This is a genomic window from Cellulosimicrobium cellulans, from assembly GCF_016921195.1.
GTDB classification, from domain to species: domain Bacteria; phylum Actinomycetota; class Actinomycetes; order Actinomycetales; family Cellulomonadaceae; genus Cellulosimicrobium; species Cellulosimicrobium cellulans_F.
Genome location: NZ_JAFGYF010000015.1, coordinates 39,892 through 59,535 on the forward strand (window position 1 = coordinate 39,892; position 19,644 = coordinate 59,535).

Consider the following 19,644-nt stretch of genomic DNA (forward strand, 5'->3'; position numbering starts at 1 on the left):
GGGAGCCATGTCCTCCTCGACCGACGCGCCCGACGCCGACCGGCCCACGACCCCGCGGGAGGCCGGGCACCTGGTGCTGGGCGGCACCCCGATCGGGAACGCGGAGGACGCGAGCCCGCGGCTGCGGCGCCTCCTGGCGGAGGCGGACGTCGTCGCGGCGGAGGACACGCGCCGCCTGCACGCGCTCGCGCATCGGCTGGGCGTGCCGGTCGGCGGGCGCGTCCTCAGCTTCCACGAGCACAACGAGTCCGACCGCGCGGACGACCTCCTCGACGTCGTCGACGGCGGCGGGACGGTGCTCGTCGTGTCGGACGCAGGCATGCCGAGCGTGTCCGACCCCGGCTTCCGCGTCGTCGCGCGCGCGGTCGAGCGCGGGGTCCCGGTCACGACGGCGCCCGGGCCGAGCGCCGTCCTCACCGCCCTGGCGCTCTCGGGGCTCCCGACGGACCGCTTCTGCTTCGAGGGCTTCCCGCCGCGCAAGGCGGGCGACCGGTCGCGCGCGCTGGCCGCGCTGGCCGACGAGCCGCGCACGCTCGTGTTCTTCGAGGCGCCGCACCGCGTGGCGGAGACCCTCGCCGCGATGGCCGACGCGTTCGGCGCCGACCGGCCGGCCGCCGTCGCGCGCGAGCTCACCAAGACGTACGAGGAGGTGCTGCGGGGACCCCTGGCCGAGCTCGCGGAGCGCGCCGCCGAGGAGCAGCTCCGCGGGGAGATCTGCGTCGTGGTCGGCGGTGCGCCGCCGCGCGGCCCCGTCCCGCTCGCCGAGCTCGTCCCGGGCGTGCTGGCTCGCGTCGACGGCGGGGAACGGCTCAAGGAGGTCGTCGCGGACGTCGCCCAGGACGCGGGGGTCGCGAAGCGGGACCTCTACGCGGCGGCGTTGGAGGCGCGCCGCCGCTGAGGCGGCGGGAGAGGAGCCGTCAGCGCCCGACGGCGGTGCTCGGCTCGAGCGCGACGCCCGCCGCGGCGAGCTCCTCGCGCGCCGCGGCGCCCAGCTCGGGCGTGACCGGCACGGTGAGGTCGGTGAGGACCCGGGTGGCGAGGCCGAGCGCGTGCGCGTCGAGCGCCGTCGCCCGCACGCAGTGGGACTCGGCGATGCCGACCACGTCGACGGCCTCGATCCCGGCGTCGCGCAGGAGGTCCGCGAGGGGGCGGCCGCCGACGTCGACCCCCTCGAAACCGGAGTACGCGGCCTGGTACTCGCCCTTCTTCACCCCGGCGTCGGGCGCGAGGTCGGCGAGCGCGGGGTGCAGCTCGGCGTTCGGGGTGCCCGCGATCCCGTGCGGGGGCCACGTGTCGACGAAGTCCGGCTCCGGGCTCCAGTGCTCGCCCGGGTCGACGTGCCAGTCCTGGGTCGTGACGACGAGGTCGTAGGCGTCGCGGTGGTCGCGCGCGTGGTCGGCGATGCGCTGCGCGACGGCGTTCCCGCCCTCGACCCCCAGCTCCCCGCCCTCGCAGAACGTGGGCTGGACGTCGACGACGATCAGCGCGCGGCGCACCGCGGGAGTGTTCTCGCTCATGCGCCCACTCTGCCACCCGGGACGGGGTGTGGGGAGCCTGCGGGCGGGGCGTCGAGCCCGCCGGGCGCGTCCCGCGCGCGGGTGCGAGAGTGGGAGCAGTCGTGACCCGAGCATCCGGGAGGACCCGATGAGCGACGACCCGACGCCCGCCGCGACCCCTCCGGCCGGCACGCCGGAGCGGCCCATCGGGTACTGGCTCAAGCTCGTGGACCGGCTCATCGACGAGAGCCTCGACGGCGTGTTCCAGCACTCGGGGCTCACGCGCCGGCACTGGCAGGTGCTCAACACGATCCGGGACGGCGTGAGCGAGGAGGCGAGCGTCGACGGCGTCCTCTCGCCCTTCACGGGAGCGGGGGCGGGGCACGGGGCCGGCGCCGTGACGGCGGAGATCGACGACCTCGTGCGGCGGGGCTGGGTCGCGCGCGACGGCTCCGGCCTGCTCTCCGTGACCGTGGCCGGCAACCACGCGTACCACGACCTGCTCGACGCCGTGTCGCTCGCGCGCGAGCGCGTCGCCGAGGGCGTGAGCCGCGAGGAGTACGCCCAGACGGTCGCGACGCTTGAGCGGATGGCGCGCAACCTCGGCTGGACGGGCTGACCCCCGCCCGCGGCGAGCATGCCGCGAGACGCGGCCACGCGGCGTCGGGCAGCAGGCGTACCCTGCGAGACCCGCGACCCGTGCGCACCCCCGCGCCCGGGAGCGCCGCACAGAGCTGGAGCACTGCGATGGAGTTCCGCCGGATCCCCGGTCTGCCGCCCTACGTCTTCACGATCATCGACGGGCTCAAGATCGAGGCACGCCGAGCGGGGCGCGACGTGGTGGACCTCGGCTTCGGCAACCCCGACCTGCCCAGCCCGCAGGTCGCGGTCGACAAGCTTGCCGAGGCCGCCCAGAACTCGCGCAACCACCGCTACTCCGCGTCGCGCGGCATCCCCAAGCTCCGCGAGGCCGTCGCCGGGCTGTACCAGCGCCGGTTCGGCGTGAGCCTCGACCCGGGCACCGAGATCATCTCGACCATCGGTGCCAAGGAGGGCTTCAGCCACCTCATGTGGGTGCTGCTCCAGCCGGGCGACGTCGCGCTCGTCCCCACGCCCAGCTACCCGATCCACATCTGGGGCCCCTACTTCGCGGGCGCCGACGCGCGCCAGGTCCCCATCGGCGACGGCACCGACGCCGCCGGGTACATCGACCGGATCATCGAGGCGTGGGAGCTCGGTTGGCCCAAGCCGCGCGTGGTCGTGCTGTCGTTCCCCCACAACCCGACGACGACGGTCGCGACCAAGGAGGACCTCCAGCGCCTCGTCGACTGGGCCCGGGACAAGGACGTCGTGCTCGTGCACGACCTCGCGTACGCCGACATGACGTTCGACGGGTTCCGCCCGCCCTCGATCATGGAGTGCGAGGGCGCGCGCGAGGTGGCGGTCGAGCTGTACTCGATGACGAAGTCGTTCTCCATGGCGGGCTGGCGCGTCGCGTTCCTCGTGGGGCGCCGCGACGTCGTCGGGGCGCTCGCCAAGCTCAAGAGCTACCTCGACTACGGCACGTTCCAGCCGATCCAGATCGCCGCGACCGTGACGCTCAACGAGGCGACCGAGTTCCCGCAGGAGATCTCGTCGGTGTACGAGTCGCGGCGCGACGCCCTGTACGACGGGCTCCAGCGCATCGGCTGGGACATCCACAAGCCCGGCGGCACGATGTTCGCGTGGGCCCGGATCCCCGAGCCCTACCGCGACATGGGCTCGATCGAGTTCGCGACGCACCTCGTCGAGGAGTGCGACGTCGCCGTGTCCCCGGGCGTCGGGTTCGGCCCCGGCGGCGACGAGTTCGTCCGGTTCGCGCTCATCGAGAACGAGCACCGCATCGGGCAGGCGATCCGCGGCCTCAAGCGCGGTCTCACCCGCCTCTGACGGTCGAGGCGACGCCGGGGCACGTGCGGCCGCGAGCGCGGCGCGCGACGATGGGCGCATGCCCACGACCCGGTCGACCGCGCGACGGGCGTGGCCCTCGGTCGCGGTGAGCGCCGCCGTCGCGCTGCTGGCGGCGTGCACGCCCGACGACGGTCCGGAGCCCGCCCCGGGCCCGTCGGTCACCACGGCCACCGCCGCGCCGAGCGAACCCGCGGAGACGAGCTCGCCCGCGCCGGAGCCGGGGCTCGTCGTCGTGCCCGAGGTGCGGGTGGACGTGGCCGAGGTCGCGGCGGGGCTGCCCGCGCCGTGGGGGCTCGCGGCGCTCGCGGACGGGACGCTGCTCGTCTCGCTGCGCGACGAGCGCCGGCTGGTCGTCGTGGACCCGGCGACGGGCGCCGTCGAGCCGGTCACGGGACCGGGCGCGGACGACCTGCGGGACGGCACGGTCGCGCGCGGCGAGGCGGGCCTCCTCGGGGTCGCGGTCGGACCCGCCGACGGCGCGGCGCCGGGGGAGGTGTTCGTCTACCGGACCGCCGCAGGCGGGAACGAGGTGCTGCGCGGGACGCTCACGGGCCGCGAGCTGTCGGCCCTCACCCCGATCGTCCAGGGGATCCCGGCGGCGTCCACGCACGACGGCGGCCGGCTCGCGTTCGGACCGGACGGCTACCTGTACGTGACGACGGGGGACGCGCAGCAGCGCGGCGCGTCGCAGGTCGCCGGCGCGCTCAACGGCAAGATCCTGCGACTGACGGTGGACGGCGGCCCCGCGCCGGGGAACCCGGACCCGGCGTCGCCGGTGTGGAGCCTGGGGCACCGCAACGTCCAGGGCGTCGCGTGGGACGTGACGGGCCGCATGCTCGTGTCGGAGTTCGGGCAGGACACGTTCGACGAGCTCAACGTCGTCGTGCCGGGCGGGAACTACGGCTGGCCGGAGGTCGAGGGGGTCGGCGGCGCGTCGTCCGGGTTCGTCGACCCGGTCGCGACGTGGGCGACGTCGGACGCCTCGCCGAGCGGGCTGGCCGTGACCCGCGAGGGCGCGTACCTGGCCGGCCTCCGGGGCGAGACGCTGTGGCGCGTGCCGTTCGCGTCGCCCGAGGGCGGGGCGTCGGCCGACGCGTTCGGCGCACCCCAGGCGGTGCTCACGGACCGGGGCCGGTTGCGCGCGGTCCTCGTGGACCCGGCGACGCCGCTCGGGGACGACGGCAGGGCGGTGCTCTACGTGCTGACGAACAACACGGACGGTCGGGGAGACCCGCGCGACGGCGACGACCGGTTGCTCCGGGTCGCGGTGACGCCGGCAGGGTGAGCCCGTCGGACCGTGGGTCCGTGACCGCCGTCGCGGGATCGGCGAGCGTCCGAGATCGACCCTCGAGGGTCGACGTCGCACCGTGGCGGTCGCTCCCCGCGGATGCACGGGCTGACCAGTCGGTTTGGAGTGCGATAACGAATCGGTTACGGTCGAGTGTCTCGCGTTGCCGCCCACCGGGGACAGGTGTATTGGCCGGCCGTGGGATGCGGCCTCTCTCGGGCGCCCAGGGCGCCGGTGGCCGCAGGACGCCGGATCGGCTGGTCGAACCGGGCGCGCCCGCCACGCTGCGGAGCGCCCCCGAGGCGCGTGCGCGCCGGCGACCCCCGTGCCCGGGAGCCCCCGACGACTTGGACCACTGTGCACAACCCCTTCCGTTCCCGCACGCCCCAGAACCCCGACATCGAGACCCTCGCCCCGGACGTCGCCCCGTCGACCGAGGCGCCCGAGACCACTCCGACGCCGAGCCGCCGCGCCGCCCGCTCCACGCGGGCGCTGCGCTCGACGCGCCGCCGCCGCTGGTCGATCGTCACGGCGGTCACCGCCGTCGCGCTCGTCGGCTCCGGCGCCGTCGCGTACGGCGAGGCCGACAAGACCGTGACGATCGACGTCGACGGCGAGACGACCACCGTCAGCACCCTCGCCGGCTCGGTGGGCGGCGCGCTCGACGCCGCCGGCATCGAGGTCGGGGCGCGCGACCAGGTCGCGCCCGACCCGGGCTCGGCACTGGACGACGGTGACGAGGTCGTGGTGCGCCTCGCCAAGCAGGTCACCGTCCAGACCGACGGCGCGCAGTCCGACGTCTGGCTCACCGCGCTCGACGCCGACGAGGCGCTGCAGACCCTCGCGGAGCGCGGCGGCGACGTACGCCTCGTCGCGTCCCGGTCGGGCGAGCGCGCGTCGCTCGACCTGCGCCTCGACACCGACGGCCCGGTGAACGTCGTGGCCGACGGCAGGACGACGGTCGCGCCCGACGGCAGCATCGGCATCCCCGCGATCCTCGAGCAGCAGGGCGTCGAGCTCGGCGAGCTCGACCGCGTGAGCGTCCAGCGTGTCGAGGCGGCCGAGCCGGGCGCCCCGACGGTCTCGCTCGTCGTGCAGCGCGTCGTCGTCGAGCAGCAGCAGACGACGACCCCCGTCCCGCACGGGACGGTCCAGCAGACCGACGACTCGAAGTACACCGACGAGTCCGCCGTCGCCCAGGCCGGCGCCGACGGCGTCACCACGACGACGTTCGAGGTCACCCTCGTGGACGGCGTCGAGGAGTCGCGCGAACAGCTCTCCCAGGAGGTCACGACGGCGCCGGTGGACGAGGTCGTCGTCACGGGGACCAAGGAGCGGCCGAAGGACCCGCGCGCGATCGGGCAGGCGATGGCCGCCGAGCGTGGCTGGACCGGGTCGCAGTGGACGTGCCTCGAGAAGCTGTGGACCAAGGAGTCCAACTGGAACCCGACGGCGGACAACCCGACGTCGAGCGCCTACGGCATCCCGCAGTCGCTGCCCGGCTCGAAGATGGCGAGCAAGGGCGCCGACTGGGCGACCAACCCCGCGACCCAGATCGCCTGGGGCCTCGACTACATCGCCGGCTCGTACGGCTCGCCCTGCGGCGCGTGGTCGCACTCCCAGGCGACCAACTGGTACTGAGGGCCGATACCGACGGCCGGCACCGACGACTGGTGCCGAGGCGTCCGAGCCGGACCGCTCCGAACGGGCCCGCGACCCCGAGGTCGTGGGCCCGTTCGCCTCCCACGTGACCACGGGCGGACCACGCGTGGTCATGACCCGGACCGCGCCCCGACCGGGCGACGGTCCCGACTAGGATCGGGCACCATGACCCACATCCTCTCGGCCGTGGCGTGGCCCTATGCCAACGGACCGCGCCACATCGGCCACGTCGCAGGTTTCGGTGTCCCGTCGGACGTCTTCAGCCGGCACATGCGCATGGCGGGTCACGACGTCCTCATGGTCTCGGGCACGGACGAGCACGGGACGCCCATCCTCGTGCAGGCGGACAAGGAGGGCGTGACGCCCCAGGAGCTCGCCGACCGGTACAACCGGGTCATCGTCGAGGACCTGCACCAGCTCGGGCTGTCGTACGACCTGTTCACACGGACGACGACGCGCAACCACTACGCCGTCGTGCAGGAGATGTTCCGCACGGTCCACAAGAACGGGTACATGGTCGAGCAGACGACCATGGGCGCGATCTCGCCGTCCACGGGCCGCACGCTGCCGGACCGCTACATCGAGGGCACGTGCCCCATCTGCGGCTACGACGGCGCGCGCGGCGACCAGTGCGACAACTGCGGCAACCAGCTCGACGCGATCGACCTCATCAACCCGCACAGCCGCATCAACGGCGAGACGCCCACGTTCGTCGAGTCGAACCACTTCTTCCTCGACCTGCCCGCGTTCGTCGACGCGCTGGGGGACTGGCTGCGCACGCGCACCGCGTGGCGCCCGAACGTCCTGAAGTTCTCGCTCAACCTGCTCGACGACGTGCGCCCGCGCGCCATGACGCGCGACATCGACTGGGGCATCCCCGTCCCGCTGCCCGGGTGGGAGCAGAACTCGAGCAAGCGCCTGTACGTGTGGTTCGACGCGGTGATCGGCTACCTCTCGGCGTCGATCGAGTGGGCGCGGCGCAGCGGCGACCCGGACGCGTGGCGCGCGTTCTGGAACGACCCGGAGGCGCGGTCGTACTACTTCATGGGCAAGGACAACATCACGTTCCACTCCCAGATCTGGCCGGCCGAGCTGCTCGGCTACGACGGGCGGGGGAGCAGGGGCGGGGCCCCGGGCCCGTACGGGAACCTCCAGCTCCCGACCGAGGTCGTGTCGAGCGAGTTCCTCAACGTCGAGGGTCAGAAGTTCTCCTCCTCGCGCGGCGTCGTCATCTACGTCCGGGACATGCTGGCCCGCTACCAGCCGGACGCGTTCCGGTACTACGTCGCGTCGGCCGGGCCGGAGACGCAGGACGTCGACTTCACGTGGGCGGACTTCCAGCGCCGTACGAACGACGAGCTCGTCGCGGGCTGGGGCAACCTCGTGAACCGCACGGCGAACCTGGTGCACAAGAACTTCGGTGCCATCCCCGAGCCGGGGCAGCGCCAGCCGATCGACGAGGGCGTCCTCGCCGCGACGACGACCGCGTTCGGCCGCGTGGGCGAGCTCATCGCGACGCACCGCCAGCGCGCCGCCGTCGCGGAGGCGATGAAGACGGTCGGTGAGGTGAACAAGTACGTGTCCGACACCGAGCCGTGGAAGCTCAAGACCGACCCGGACCGCCTCGCGACCGTGCTGCACACCGTGACCCAGGCGGTCAGCGACCTCAACACGATCCTGTCGCCGTTCCTGCCGCACTCCGCGCAGCAGGTGCACGAGGCGTTCGGCGGCACGGGCACGTTCGCGCCGCAGCCGCGCATCGACGAGGTGACGGACCTCGACGACGACTCGCGCCACTACCCGGTCATCACGGGCGACTACCGCGCCGCGGGCCTGGCGACGTGGGAGCCGAAGCCGGTCGTGCCGGGCACCCCGGTCGGCAAGCCGACGCCGGTGTTCACCAAGCTCGACGACTCGATCGTCGAGGAGGAGCTCGACCGCTTGCGCGAGACCGCCTGACGGTGGCCAAGCAACGCGAGCGCGGGTGGCCGCCGGACCCGGACCCGCTGCCGGTCCCGGTGGTGGACAACCACACGCACCTCGACTCGATCGCGCACGTCCTGCCCGACGACGTCCCCGCCCCGAGCGTCGCGGACCACCTCGCGCGGGCGGCGTCCGTGGGCGTGGACCGGGCCGTCCAGGTCGGCTGCGACCTCCCCGCCGCCCGCTGGACGGACGCCCTGCTGCGCGGCGCCCCCGCGGCCTGGGAGACGACGTCGGGAGCCGCGCCCGAGCATGGGCTTACCGCCCGTCCGGGTACGGTGACGGGCGACAACCCCATGCTCGGCGGGGGGCCGGCGGAGGGCGCGCGGTTGCTCGGGGCCGTCGCGATCCATCCGAACGAGGCGGTGCTGCACGGTGGGGTGCGGGAGGTCGGGCCGGACGGGCTCGAGCCCGACCCGCAGGCGCACCACGACGTACCGCTCGACGACGCCGTCGCGGAGATCGCGGCGATCGCGCGCGGCAACGAGCGCGTGCGGGCGATCGGCGAGACCGGGATGGACCTGTTCCGGACCGGTGCGCGGGGCGAGGCCGTCCAGCGCGAGGCGTTCCGCGCGCACGTCGCGCTCGCGAAGGAGCTGGGTCTCGCGCTGCAGATCCACGACCGCGACGCGCACGCCGAGGTGCTCGACGTGCTCGCGCGCGACGGCGCCCCGGAGCGGACGGTCTTCCACTGCTACTCGGGCGACGCCGCGATGGCCCGGTTCTGCGCGCAGCAGGGCTGGTACCTGTCCTTCGCCGGCCCGGTGACGTTCCGCGCGAACGAGGAGCTGCGGGCGGCGCTGCGCGCGGTGCCGCTCGACCAGGTCCTGGTCGAGACGGACGCGCCGTACCTCACGCCGCACCCGTACCGGGGCCGGCCCAACGCCCCGTACGTGCTCCCGACGACCGTCCGTACCGTCGCGGAGGTGGTGGGCATGCCGCTCGCGGACGTGTGCGCGCGGGTCGCCGCGACGTCGGTCGCGGTCTACGGGCCCTGGTGACGCGGGCGCGAACGGGGACCGGGCCCACCGCCCCATCCGGGCGAACCGGAGGTTTCGTCCTGGGTCACGTTTCGGCTACGGTCGAGTTCGTGCGTCGCGCGCCGTGCGCCGACGACGCGCCCCATCCGTTCTCGGCGGTCGCCGAGGGACGATCCCCCGCAGAAGGGACCGCGCGCGTGCTCGCACCTGACGGAACCGGTCGCCGGCGCCTGCAACGGCTGGCGGCCCAGGGCGTCGTCGTCGCGAGCCTCGTGGTCGTCACGGGTGCGTTCGCCTCGCTCCACAAGAGCGTCACGCTCGACGTCGACGGCGAGCTGCACGAGGTCTCCGCGTACGGGCGCACGGTCGCCGAGGTGCTCGACTACCAGGACGTCCGGGTCGGTGCGGACGACCTCGTCGAGCCCGGACTGGCGGAACCCGCGCGCGACGGCGGCACGATCGTCGTCCGGTCGAGCCACGACGTGACGGTCGAGATCGACGGCCAGGTCCAGACGATCTCGACGACCGCCCGCACCGTCGGGGAGCTCCTCACCTACCTCGGTCCGCGGGCCGAGGGCGCCGTGACCGAGGTGTCCCGCACCCAGGCGCTCGGCCGCGACCCCATCCGGGTGTCGACGTTGAAGACCGTGCACGTCGCCGTGGACGGCGCGGTCATGCCCATCACGACGGCGGAGCCCACGGTGCGCGGCGTCCTCGCGACGGCAGGCATCGTGCTGGCCGAGGGCGACAGCACGTCCGCCCCGCTCGACGCGGCCGCGGTCGACGGCATGCTCGTCCTCGTGAGCAGGGCCGCCGCGTCGGCGACGACCGTCACGGAGGTGCTGCCCTTCGAGACGGAGGAGGTCGAGGACCCGAACCTGCCGCAGGGGCACCGGGTCGTCGTCCAGTCCGGCCGCGTGGGCGAGGCGACCACGACGTACGCCGTCCAGACGCTCGGCGGCGCCGAGGTGTCGCGCACCGTCCTCACGCGCACGGTCACGACGGAGCCGCGGAACGAGATCATCAAGGTCGGGACGATGGACGTCTCGGTCTCGGTCGACCCGGGCTCGGCGCGGGCCATCGGCCGCTCGCTGGCCGCCCAGCGCGGCTGGGGCGACGACCAGTTCGTGTGCCTCGACAAGCTCTGGACCAAGGAGAGCAACTGGCGCGTCGACGCCGACAACCCGAGCTCGAGCGCGTACGGGATCCCGCAGGCGCTGCCCGGGTCGAAGATGTCCAGCGCTGGGGCCGACTGGCGCACCAACCCCGCGACCCAGATCACGTGGGGCCTCGGCTACATCGAGGGCCGGTACGGCACGCCGTGCTCGGCGTGGTCACACTCGGTGGCCAAGGGCTGGTACTGACGACGGCGCGCGCCCGCGGTCCGCGAGCGCCACGCCTCGGGGGCGGCTCGACGGAGCCGACGGCCAGCTAGCGCGCGAGCATCTCGAGGTAGTGCGGGTTCTGCATGATCCCCAGCACGTTGCCGAACGGGTCGACCACGGACGCCGTGACGAAGCCGGTGCCCTCGCCGCGCTCGACGACCCCCTCGTACTCGGTGGCGCCGAGCGCGAGCAGCCGGGCGAAGGCGTCGCGCACGTCGTCGACGTGCCAGTTCACGATCGCGCCCCCGGGCGTCTCCGGCTGCGGGCGTGGTGACCACGGCCGGGCGATGATCCCCAGCTCGTCCTGGCGGTCACCGACGCGGAACTCCACGTACCCGCCCGGCACCACGTAGTAGGGCTCGGTCCCGAGCACCTCGGCGTACCACGCGGACGCGGCCTCGAGGTCGTCGGCCCACAGGTTCAGCGTCGCCATCCCACGCAGCATGCTCGTCTCCTCGTCGTCGTCCGGGCGCACGGCCCGGGCCTGCGGTCGTCGACCCCGGCGGGACCGACACCACGACCGTAGGGGGCCATGCGGAACGTGCGGTTCCGCATGGTCGGGCAGGATGGGATCCGTGCTCGACACCTCGGTCCGACTCCTGCGCCTGCTCGCGCTGCTCCCGTCGCGGCCGACGTGGTCGGGCCCCGAGCTGGCCGAGCGGCTCGGCGTCACGACCCGCACGGTCCGCAACGACGTCGAGCGGCTGCGGCTCCTGGGGTACGAGGTGCGTTCCGCACCCGGGACCGCGGGCGGCTACCGGCTCGGGTCGGGGGCCGCGCTGCCGCCACTCCTGCTCGACGACGAGGAGGCGGCCGTCGTCGCGGTGTCGCTGCGGGCCGCCGCCACGGGGTCCATCGCGGGGGTCGAGGACGTCGCGCGTCGCGTCCTCGTCAAGCTCGACACCGTGCTCCCTGCGCGGCTGCGCGCGCGGGCGGACGCGCTGCGTGCCGCGGTCGCGAGCGCGCCGGCGGGAGGGCCGGCCGTCGACCCGCGGGTGCTCGCCGACGTCGCGGCGGCCGTCGCCGCGAGGACGGGCCTGCGGCTCGAGTACCGGGCGCACGACGGCGAGACCACGTCCCGCGCGGTGGAGCCGTACCGGCTCGTCCACGTCGGTCGGCGGTGGTACCTGCTGGCGTTCGACCTCGACCGGGACGACTGGCGGACGTTCCGGGTCGACCGGCTCCGCCTGCGCACCCCGGGTGGTCCGCGCTTCGTGCCGCGCCCCGTACCGGGTGGCGACGCGGTCGCCCACGTGGTGCGCGGCGTGGCGTCGATCGCGTGGGCGCACCCCGCGCGCGTGCGTCTGCACGCGCCGGCGAGCGTCGTGGCGGACCGGATCGCACCGGGCACGGGGGTGCTCGTCGACGACGGCCCGGACGCCTGTGTGCTCGAGACCGGAGGGACGTCGCTCGCCGAGCTCGCGGGGTTCCTGCTGGGCCTCGACGTCGACCTCACGGTCCTGGACCCGCCCGAGCTCTCGGAGACGCTGTCGCGGGTGGGGCTCAGGGCCGTGCGGTCCGGGGGTGCCGGCCCGGGGCGTGCGGGATCGGGCTCGGCGGAGGGCGGCCCCGGGAGTGACGCCGACGGTGACACCGGGTGAGAAGCGCGTGGAGGCGCGGGCGACATAGGTGCAGAAATCTGGACAGAACCTCCTAGCGTAGCGACTCAGGGGTTGGACTTCGATAACGGATCGGTTACGGTCGAACGTCGCTCGCGCGTGAACGGCACGCTGCCACGGTCCGTCCGGACCGCGGGAGACGTGCCCGGACCACGCGGGCGGTGCGCCGTCGTCGGGCCCTGGGGAAGGGGTGCCGGGGTGGCGCCGGCAGCCGGATCGGCCGCTCGAGACCCGCGGACGCACGTGTGCGCCCGCCGCGGAGGACGTACGTCCGCCGCGGGCCGCGGGTGGTGCTCACGCGCCGTCGAGCCACCGTGCCCGGGACGCACGACGACTGGACCCGAGTGAAGAACCCCTTCCACCGGACCGCTGACGCGGCCGGCGCCCCCGAGAGCGCCGACACGAACCTTCAGGACCCCCTGACCACCTCCGAGACCCCCGCCGGCGGCCTCGCGGAGAGCCACGAGAGCCCCGCGACCACCACCCGCCGTCGCCGCTGGCCCCTCGTGGCCGGCGCCACCACCGTCGTCCTCCTCGCGACCGGCGCCGTCGCCTACGGCAACGCGCGCAAGACCGTCGAGCTCGACGTCGACGGCCAGATCACCACCGTGACGACGTTCGCCGGCTCCGTCGAGGGCCTGCTCGCCGAGCAGGACGTCGCCGTCGGCGACCGCGACCTCGTCGTCCCGGACATCGACTCCGCCCTGCGCGGCGGCGGCGACGTCGTCGTGCGCTACGGGCGCGAGGTGCCCGTCCAGGTCGACGGCTCCCAGTCCTCCGTCTGGCTGACCGCGCTCGACGCGGACGAGGCCCTGACGACCCTCGCCACGCGCGGCAGCGACGTGCGCCTCGTGGCGTCGCGCTCCGGCGAGCGTGCGTCCCTCCCGATCCGTCTCGACGCGGACGGCCCCGTGAACGTCGTCGCGGACGGCGAGACGAAGGTCGCGCCCGACGGCAGCATCGGCATCGACGCGATCCTCGACCAGCAGGGCATCCAGCTCGGCGAGCTGGACCGCGTCCACGTCGAGAAGACCGAGCAGCTCGCCGCGACCCAGGCCGACGCGGCTGCCGAGGCCGCGCCCGCCGCGGACGCCACCGCTGCCGCGGACGCCGACGCGACCGAGGACGCCGAGGCTGCGGCGGACGCTGCGCCGGTCTCGCTCGTCGTGCAGCGCGTGAAGGTCGAGGAGGTGCCCACCGAGAAGGCCGTCCCGTTCGAGACGGTCACCGAGGAGGACGCCAACCGCTTCAAGGACCTCGACCCGGTCGTGAAGCAGGAGGGCGCCGAGGGCGTCCACACGACCGTGCACCGCGTCACGACGGTCGACGGCGTCGAGGAGTCGCGCGAGCTCGTCTCCGAGGGCGTCACCACGCCCCCGGTGAACAAGATCCTCGTGCAGGGCACCAAGGAGCGCCCCAAGCCGCAGCCGAAGGTCGAGACGCAGCAGCGCTCGTCGTCCTCCTCCTCGTCCTCCTCTTCCTCGTCGGGTGGTTCGTCCGCGCCGGCCGCGGACCTCGGCTCCGCTCCCGGCGGTGTCTGGGGTGCGCTCGCGCAGTGCGAGTCCGGCGGCAACCCCGCGACGAACACGGGCAACGGCTACTACGGCCTCTACCAGTTCTCGCTCTCGACGTGGCGGGCGATGGGCGGCTCCGGCCTCCCGTCGGAGGCCTCGGCCGCCGAGCAGACGCAGCGCGCCCAGGCGCTCCAGGCCCGCTCGGGCTGGGGCCAGTGGCCCGCGTGCGCGCGCAAGCTCGGGCTCCTCTGACCCGGTAGGAATCTCGCGGCCGCTCGGTGGCCGCACCGCCGAGGGCGGGGCGCGCAGCGCCCCGCCCTTCGTCGTGCCGCGCCGCGGTTCCCGGCACCCGGCGGGTCGGTAGGCTTGCCTGTCATGAGCGACGCCCGAGGAGCCCTGCTGGGTCCGGCCGAGATCCGTGACCTGGCGGGGCGCCTCGGCGTCCGCCCCACCAAGACCCTCGGCCAGAACTTCGTGCACGACGGCGGCACGGTCCGCAAGATCGTGCGGGCCGCGGACGTGCGCCCGGGGGAGCGCGTCGTCGAGGTGGGACCGGGGCTGGGCTCGCTCACCCTGGGACTCCTGGAGGCCGGGGCGAGCGTCGTCGCCGTCGAGATCGACCCGGTCCTCGCGAAGCAGCTCCCGACGACGGTCGCCGCGCACGTCCCCGACGTCGGCGACCGCCTTCAGATCGTGGGCGCCGACGCGCTGGAGGTCACCGCCCTGCCCGGGGAGCCGCCCACGGCGCTCGTCGCCAACCTCCCGTACAACGTCGCGGTGCCCGTGCTGCTCACGTTCCTCGAGCGGTTCGACTCGCTCGAGCGCGTGCTCGTCATGGTGCAGGCGGAGGTCGCCGACCGGCTCGCCGCCCCGCCCGGGTCGCGCACCTACGGGGTCCCGTCGGTCAAGGCCGCCTGGTACGCCGACGCCCGCCGCGCCGGGACGATCGGTCGCAGCGTGTTCTGGCCGGTGCCGAACGTGGACTCCGCGCTCGTCGCGCTCGACCGCCGCGAGCCGCCGGCCACGACCGCGACGCGCGAGCAGGTGTTCGCCGTCGTCGACGCGGCCTTCGCGCAGCGGCGCAAGATGCTGCGGTCCGCGCTGTCCGGTCTCGCCGGGTCCGCGAGCGTGGCTGCCGAGGTCCTCGAGGCCGCCGAGGTCGACCCGCAGGCGCGCGGCGAGGTGCTCGACGTCGCGGCCTTCGCGCGCGTCGCGGAGCACCTCGTCCTGCGCGGCGGCCTCGCCGAGCGCCCCGCCCGTGGCGCGGCACCCGCGGAGCGTCGCACCGGGCGACCTGGCACAGTGGACGCGTGACACCCCCGCGTCCGCCGAGCATCGCCCTCGCGCCACCCCCGTCCGTCCGCGTGCGCGCACCCGGCAAGGTCAACCTGTCGCTGCGGGTCGGGGCGCTCCAGGACGACGGCTACCACCCGCTCGTGACGATCTTCCAGGCCGTCGGGCTCAGCGAGGACGTCGTCGCCCACCAGGTGCCGCCGGGCTCGGGCGTCTCGCTCAGCGTGACCGGTCTCCAGGCCGACGTGGTGCCGACCGACGAGACGAACCTCGCGTGGCGGGCCGCCGTCGCGCTCGCCGAGCACGTCGGCGTCGACCCGGACGTCCGGCTCGAGATCCACAAGGAGGTCCCCGTCGCGGGCGGCATGGCGGGCGGCTCCGCCGACGCCGCGGCCGCGCTCGTCGCGTGCGACGCGCTGTGGGACGCCGGGGTGCCGCGCGCCGACCTGGTCCGCCTCGCCGCGGGGCTCGGGGCCGACGTCGCGTTCGGTCTGGTGGGGCACACCGCCGTCGGGACGGGACGCGGTGACCTGCTCACGCCGGCCATGACGCGCGGCGAGTTCCACTGGGTCTTCGCGGTCCAGGCGGAAGGGCTCTCGACGGCCCAGGTCTACCGGACGTACGACGAGACCGTCGGCGGCCCGGCCGAGCTCGACCTCGCCGAGGACACCGCGCTCATGCAGGCGCTGCGCGCGGGCGACGCCGTCGGGCTCGGGCAGGTGCTGCGCAACGACCTCCAGGGCCCCGCGCTGGCCCTGCGCCCCGAGCTCCAGCGGACGATCGACGTCGCGACCGAGGCCGGTGCGCTCGGCGCGATCGTCTCCGGCTCCGGCCCGACCGTCGCCGCCCTCGCGCGCAGCCGCCAGCACGCGCTCGCGATCGCCGCGTCGTGGACCGCGAACGACGCGTGCGACACCGTCTGGTGCACCACCGCCCCCGCCGCCGGTGCCCGCGTCGTCGCGCACTGACCCGCCGCGCACGGAACGCCGAGGGCCTGCCCCCGCGCGACCCCGGTTCGTCGGCGACGTGCGGGTCGGCTACCGGGCGTGCTCGCGGAGCCAGGCGAGCTGGCGGGCGAAGCGGTAGGCCTGCCCGCCCTCGTGCTCGTTGAAGCGGTAGACGTCGATCGCGCGCGCGACGTCCCGGGCCTGGCCACCCGCACCGGCGGCCCAGCCGTTGTAGGCCGCGTACACGGTCGAGGGCGGGCAGACCGGGTCCATGAGGGCGACCGAGAACAGGCCGGGGGCGGTCGCGCGGCGGGCGAGGCTCGCGCCGTCGAGGTAGGAGAGCGTGCGGAAGACGGCGTCCTCGTGCTCGCGGTGGACGGCGAGGTAGCGCGTGATCTCCGAGTACGGCGGGCGGTCGGTGATCTCGACGGCGCGGCGGTAGTGGCTGAGGAACGGGACGTCGGGCATCGCGGCGACCAGACCCTCGGTGAGGCCGGCGACGGCGATGGTCAGGCCGCCGCCCTGGCTCACCCCGGTCACGGCGACGCGCGCGGGGTCGATCCCGTCGACCGCCCGTACCGCGTCCACCGCCCGTACGGCGTCGGTGATGACACGGCGGTAGTAGTGCTCGTGCGGGTCGAGGATGCCGCGGGTCAGGAAGCCCGGCGTGGCCGGTCCCGATCCGACGGGGTCGGGCGTGTCGCCCCCGGCCCCCCATCCGCTGCCCTGACCGCGCGTGTCGACGACGAGGTGCGCGTAGCCCGCGCTCGCCCACAGGAGGTGCTCGTGCGGCAGCCCGCGCCCGCCGCCGTACCCCAGGTACTCGACGACGGCCGGGAGCGGCGCGGTTTCTCCGGCCGCGACCGCGCGATCGGCCGCGGTCGGCCGGACGAGCCAGCCCTTGACGGGCTGGCCACCGAAGCCCGCGAACGTGACGTCGTCGACCACGACGGTCTCCAGGCCGGCGTCGACGCGCTCCAGCCGGATCGTCTCGGCGAGCTCCCCGCCCGCCGCGCGGGACTCGGCGAGAGTCTGCGCCCAGAACGCGTCGAGGTCGGCGGGCTCGTCGAGCGCGGGCGCGTAGGTCTCGAGCTCGGCGAGGGGCAGGTCGAAGAGCGGCACGGTGGCGATCCTCCGGGGGCGCACAAGTCTGATGTCGGACATCGGTGTCGGGTCGGGACGACTCTAGCGCCGCCACGAGGACCGCCGCGCCGCGCTAATAATGCGCATCATCCCTTTGACCGGTGCAGGGCCGGTGCGGCGAGACTGCCACCAGCCGCCGCCGCGCGCGCGGCGCCCGGTCGGCGACGAGGCCGCCGGTGAGGAACCGATGGAGGTCCCCTGTGAGAACCCGAGCAGCAGCACCACGCCGCAGACGCGGTGTCGCGCCCGCGGCGGTCGCCGCCCTGACCGTGATGCTGGCGGCCGGCGCGCTCGTCCCAGCCGTCGCCGCACCGTCGCCGGCCACGACAGCCGGACCCGTAGCGGTGAGCACCGCGGCGGCCGACGTCCCGTCCGCCGCCGACCTCCCGGTCTTCGAGTACCGCGGCGTGATCACCGACAAGGAGTCGATGAGCTACAACCCGACGGACGAGTTCATCTTCCCGAGCGTCTTCCACGCGGGCGCCTACCTCGACGACCCGTTGGGGGAGTGGTACCTCTACTACGCCCCGCACGACGCCCCGGGCGGCATCTCCCTCATGTACGCCGACTCGCTCGAGGGTCCGTGGACGGAGTACGCGCACAACCCGATCGTCGCGAACGAGTGGCTCCCGTTCTACGAGCGCGTCTCGCACGTCTCGTCGCCCGACGTCCTGTGGGACGACGCGACGGACCAGGTGCTGCTGTACTTCCACGGCGAGAACTCGACGACGCGGTGGGCGACGTCGCCCGACGGCGTGACGTTCGACGACTCCGGGGTCGCCGTGACCAACGCCGACGGGGGTGCGGGGACCACCGAGACGTCGTACGCGCGCGTCGTCGAGCACCCGGACCCGTCGTCCGGCTACCGGTTCGCGATGACCTACATGCAGAACCGGACCGACGACATCCGGCGCATCAAGGTGGCCGAGTCGGTCGACGGCAAGGCCTGGGACGTCCGGCCCGACCCGCTCGTCGTGCCCGACGCCGCGACCGGGACGAACGTGTCCGGCGGCAACCTGTGGGAGTGGGAGGGCCAGCTCTACGTGATCTACCACGGCTCCACGGGCATCACGTTCGCCCGCACGCTCGACCCGACGATGACGCAGGTCGGGCCGCGGTGGGAGCTTCACAAGGCCAGCGGCGTGGGCGACGACACCGGCCGGGTGGCCGCGCCCGAGATCGTCACCGACGGCGACGAGACGTACCTCTTCTACGAGTCCGGCGACCGCCTGGGCGCGACGATCGCGTGGGCGCAGCGCGACCCCGACGCCGTGCGGCCTCCCGAGCCCGGCCAGGACCCCGACCCGCTGCGCGAGCAGTGCAGCGGCGCGGCGTCCGACGAGTTCGACGGCGCGGCGCTCGACCCGGCGCGCTGGTCCGTCGTCCGGCCGGGGAGCGCCCGGCACGAGCTCGCGGACGGCGCCCTGCGCATCCCGACCTACGCGACCGGCGTCGCGGGCGCGTCGCTGCCGCTCCAGGCGGTCCCGGACGGGCCGTGGGAGGTCACGACGGCCGTCTCGGTCTCCCCGACCGAGCGCTTCCAGCAGGGCGGTCTGCTCCTCTACCGCGACGACGCGAACTACGCGAAGCTCGACCTGGTGCACGGGTCGCTCGGACCCCGCCTCGAGTTCATCTGGCGCCAGGACGGTACGGACCGCAACACCGGATTCGACTCGGTCGTCCCGCCGGCGGGCCTCGGCGACACGTTCTGGCTGCGCCTCGCGAGCGACGGGACCGCCGTGCAGGCGTCGGTGTCGGTCGACGGCGTCGAGTTCGCGCCGTGGGGCCGCACGGTGGACGTCGCCGCGCTCGGCGCGACGGGCGTCGGGCCGTTCGCGATGCGCGGTTCGGCGACGCCCCCGGAGATCGTCGCGTCGTTCGACTGGTTCCGCTGGACCCCGACCGCCGCGGAGGCGGCCGCGTGCGACGACGCGCCCGCCGTCGAGGTGCAGACGGCGACGCGCTGCCTCGCGGGCCGCGCGTACGTCGCGGTGACGGCGCGCAACGAGGGGGACGCCGCGGCGACGGTCCGCCTCGTGACGCCGTTCGGTGAGCGCACCGTGGCCGACGTCGGGCCCGGTCGCAGCGCCTACCAGTCGTTCGCGACGCGCTCCACGTCGGTCGCGGCCGGCGAGGCGACGGTCGACGTCACCGGGACCGACGGTGCCCAGCACGGATCGCTCTCGGCGACGTACGACGCGCTGACCTGCGGGTAGCACGGCGCGCTCGGGCTGCGCAGCGGGCCCAGGGAGGCACCTCGGAGTGCGTCCCTGGGCCCGTTCGTGCATCCCCCGCGGACCTGCCACGTCCGGCCGGGCCCCGCGGTGGCCGGGCGATTATGCGGATCACCGCTGGGACGCCGAGCCGCGCATCCGCGCTGCTCA

The 19,644-nt window shown here is 74.7% G+C and carries 16 protein-coding genes; 13 read left to right on the forward strand and 3 right to left on the reverse strand.

Going from position 1 to position 19,644, the window contains the following annotated elements; all coding sequences use genetic code 11:
* The first annotated feature begins 7 nt into the window (after positions 1-7).
* Positions 8-898 carry a 16S rRNA (cytidine(1402)-2'-O)-methyltransferase gene (gene rsmI / locus JN535_RS19360; RefSeq protein WP_205207438.1) on the forward strand — a complete coding sequence of 297 codons (891 nt, stop codon included), beginning with the start codon at positions 8-10 and terminating at the stop codon, positions 896-898.
* Positions 899-917: 19 nt separating this feature from the next.
* On the opposite strand, the gene JN535_RS19365 is transcribed toward rsmI, so the two are convergent.
* Positions 918-1,517, reverse strand: coding sequence for an isochorismatase family protein (locus tag JN535_RS19365; RefSeq protein ID WP_205207439.1), 600 nt, complete (start codon positions 1,515-1,517; stop codon positions 918-920).
* A gap of 127 nt (positions 1,518-1,644) precedes the next feature.
* Here JN535_RS19365 and JN535_RS19370 point away from each other — a divergent pair, with 127 nt between their 5' ends.
* The 7 genes from JN535_RS19370 (at position 1,645) to JN535_RS19400 (ending at position 10,723) form a co-directional block, all read left to right on the forward strand.
* Positions 1,645-2,115: a MarR family winged helix-turn-helix transcriptional regulator gene (locus tag JN535_RS19370; RefSeq protein ID WP_205207440.1), complete on the forward strand. Its 471-nt coding sequence runs from the start codon at positions 1,645-1,647 to the stop codon at positions 2,113-2,115.
* A 128-nt stretch (positions 2,116-2,243) separates the two neighbouring features.
* Entirely contained in the window at positions 2,244-3,425 is a 1,182-nt protein-coding gene (locus JN535_RS19375; protein WP_205207441.1) for an aminotransferase class I/II-fold pyridoxal phosphate-dependent enzyme, read from the forward strand.
* Between the two features lie 58 nt (positions 3,426-3,483).
* Positions 3,484-4,731 carry a PQQ-dependent sugar dehydrogenase gene (locus JN535_RS19380; protein ID WP_205207442.1) on the forward strand — a complete coding sequence of 416 codons (1,248 nt, stop codon included), beginning with the start codon at positions 3,484-3,486 and terminating at the stop codon, positions 4,729-4,731.
* A 360-nt stretch (positions 4,732-5,091) separates the two neighbouring features.
* Positions 5,092-6,375, forward strand: a complete 1,284-nt coding sequence (locus JN535_RS19385; protein ID WP_307869007.1) for a G5 domain-containing protein — start codon at positions 5,092-5,094, stop codon at positions 6,373-6,375.
* A gap of 186 nt (positions 6,376-6,561) precedes the next feature.
* Complete coding sequence (metG, locus tag JN535_RS19390) at positions 6,562-8,355, forward strand: methionine--tRNA ligase (RefSeq protein WP_205207443.1); 1,794 nt, start codon at positions 6,562-6,564, stop codon at positions 8,353-8,355.
* A 2-nt stretch (positions 8,356-8,357) separates the two neighbouring features.
* The gene (locus tag JN535_RS19395; protein WP_205207444.1) at positions 8,358-9,380 is read left to right on the forward strand and encodes a TatD family hydrolase; all 1,023 of its coding nucleotides are present in this window, start codon (positions 8,358-8,360) and stop codon (positions 9,378-9,380) included.
* A gap of 176 nt (positions 9,381-9,556) precedes the next feature.
* Entirely contained in the window at positions 9,557-10,723 is a 1,167-nt protein-coding gene (locus tag JN535_RS19400) for a ubiquitin-like domain-containing protein (RefSeq protein ID WP_205207445.1), read from the forward strand.
* A 67-nt stretch (positions 10,724-10,790) separates the two neighbouring features.
* On the opposite strand, the gene JN535_RS19405 is transcribed toward JN535_RS19400, so the two are convergent.
* Positions 10,791-11,189, reverse strand: a complete 399-nt coding sequence (locus tag JN535_RS19405; protein ID WP_205207446.1) for a VOC family protein — start codon at positions 11,187-11,189, stop codon at positions 10,791-10,793.
* A gap of 130 nt (positions 11,190-11,319) precedes the next feature.
* Between JN535_RS19405 and JN535_RS19410 the strand changes: the two genes are divergently transcribed.
* The 4 genes from JN535_RS19410 (at position 11,320) to JN535_RS19425 (ending at position 16,138) form a co-directional block, all read left to right on the forward strand.
* Complete coding sequence (locus tag JN535_RS19410) at positions 11,320-12,345, forward strand: helix-turn-helix transcriptional regulator (RefSeq protein ID WP_205207447.1); 1,026 nt, start codon at positions 11,320-11,322, stop codon at positions 12,343-12,345.
* Positions 12,346-12,677: 332 nt separating this feature from the next.
* Positions 12,678-14,129 (forward strand): transglycosylase family protein, encoded by a 1,452-nt coding sequence (locus JN535_RS19415; protein WP_307869008.1) that lies wholly within the window; start codon positions 12,678-12,680, stop codon positions 14,127-14,129.
* A gap of 123 nt (positions 14,130-14,252) precedes the next feature.
* On the forward strand, positions 14,253-15,191 hold the full coding sequence (gene rsmA / locus JN535_RS19420) for a 16S rRNA (adenine(1518)-N(6)/adenine(1519)-N(6))-dimethyltransferase RsmA (RefSeq protein ID WP_205207448.1): 939 nt from the start codon (positions 14,253-14,255) through the stop codon (positions 15,189-15,191).
* Entirely contained in the window at positions 15,188-16,138 is a 951-nt protein-coding gene (locus JN535_RS19425) for a 4-(cytidine 5'-diphospho)-2-C-methyl-D-erythritol kinase (RefSeq protein WP_205207449.1), read from the forward strand. Before rsmA ends, JN535_RS19425 begins: the two co-directional genes overlap by 4 nt.
* Positions 16,139-16,207: 69 nt before the next feature.
* On the opposite strand, the gene JN535_RS19430 is transcribed toward JN535_RS19425, so the two are convergent.
* Complete coding sequence (locus JN535_RS19430; protein WP_205207450.1) at positions 16,208-17,239, reverse strand: acetylxylan esterase; 1,032 nt, start codon at positions 17,237-17,239, stop codon at positions 16,208-16,210.
* A gap of 365 nt (positions 17,240-17,604) precedes the next feature.
* On the opposite strand from JN535_RS19430, the gene JN535_RS21670 reads away from it, so the two are divergent.
* Positions 17,605-19,476 (forward strand): DUF1349 domain-containing protein, encoded by a 1,872-nt coding sequence (locus JN535_RS21670; RefSeq protein ID WP_205207451.1) that lies wholly within the window; start codon positions 17,605-17,607, stop codon positions 19,474-19,476.
* Positions 19,477-19,644: the final 168 nt, after the last annotated feature.

Coding starts and splice junctions, on each gene's coding strand:
- rsmI (WP_205207438.1), top strand. CDS start 8: ATGTCCTCCTCGACCGACGCGCCCGACGCCGACCGGCCCACGACCCCG.
- JN535_RS19365 (WP_205207439.1), bottom strand. CDS start 1,517: ATGAGCGAGAACACTCCCGCGGTGCGCCGCGCGCTGATCGTCGTCGAC.
- JN535_RS19370 (WP_205207440.1), top strand. CDS start 1,645: ATGAGCGACGACCCGACGCCCGCCGCGACCCCTCCGGCCGGCACGCCG.
- JN535_RS19375 (WP_205207441.1), top strand. CDS start 2,244: ATGGAGTTCCGCCGGATCCCCGGTCTGCCGCCCTACGTCTTCACGATC.
- JN535_RS19380 (WP_205207442.1), top strand. CDS start 3,484: ATGCCCACGACCCGGTCGACCGCGCGACGGGCGTGGCCCTCGGTCGCG.
- metG (WP_205207443.1), top strand. CDS start 6,562: ATGACCCACATCCTCTCGGCCGTGGCGTGGCCCTATGCCAACGGACCG.
- JN535_RS19405 (WP_205207446.1), bottom strand. CDS start 11,189: ATGCTGCGTGGGATGGCGACGCTGAACCTGTGGGCCGACGACCTCGAG.
- rsmA (WP_205207448.1), top strand. CDS start 14,253: ATGAGCGACGCCCGAGGAGCCCTGCTGGGTCCGGCCGAGATCCGTGAC.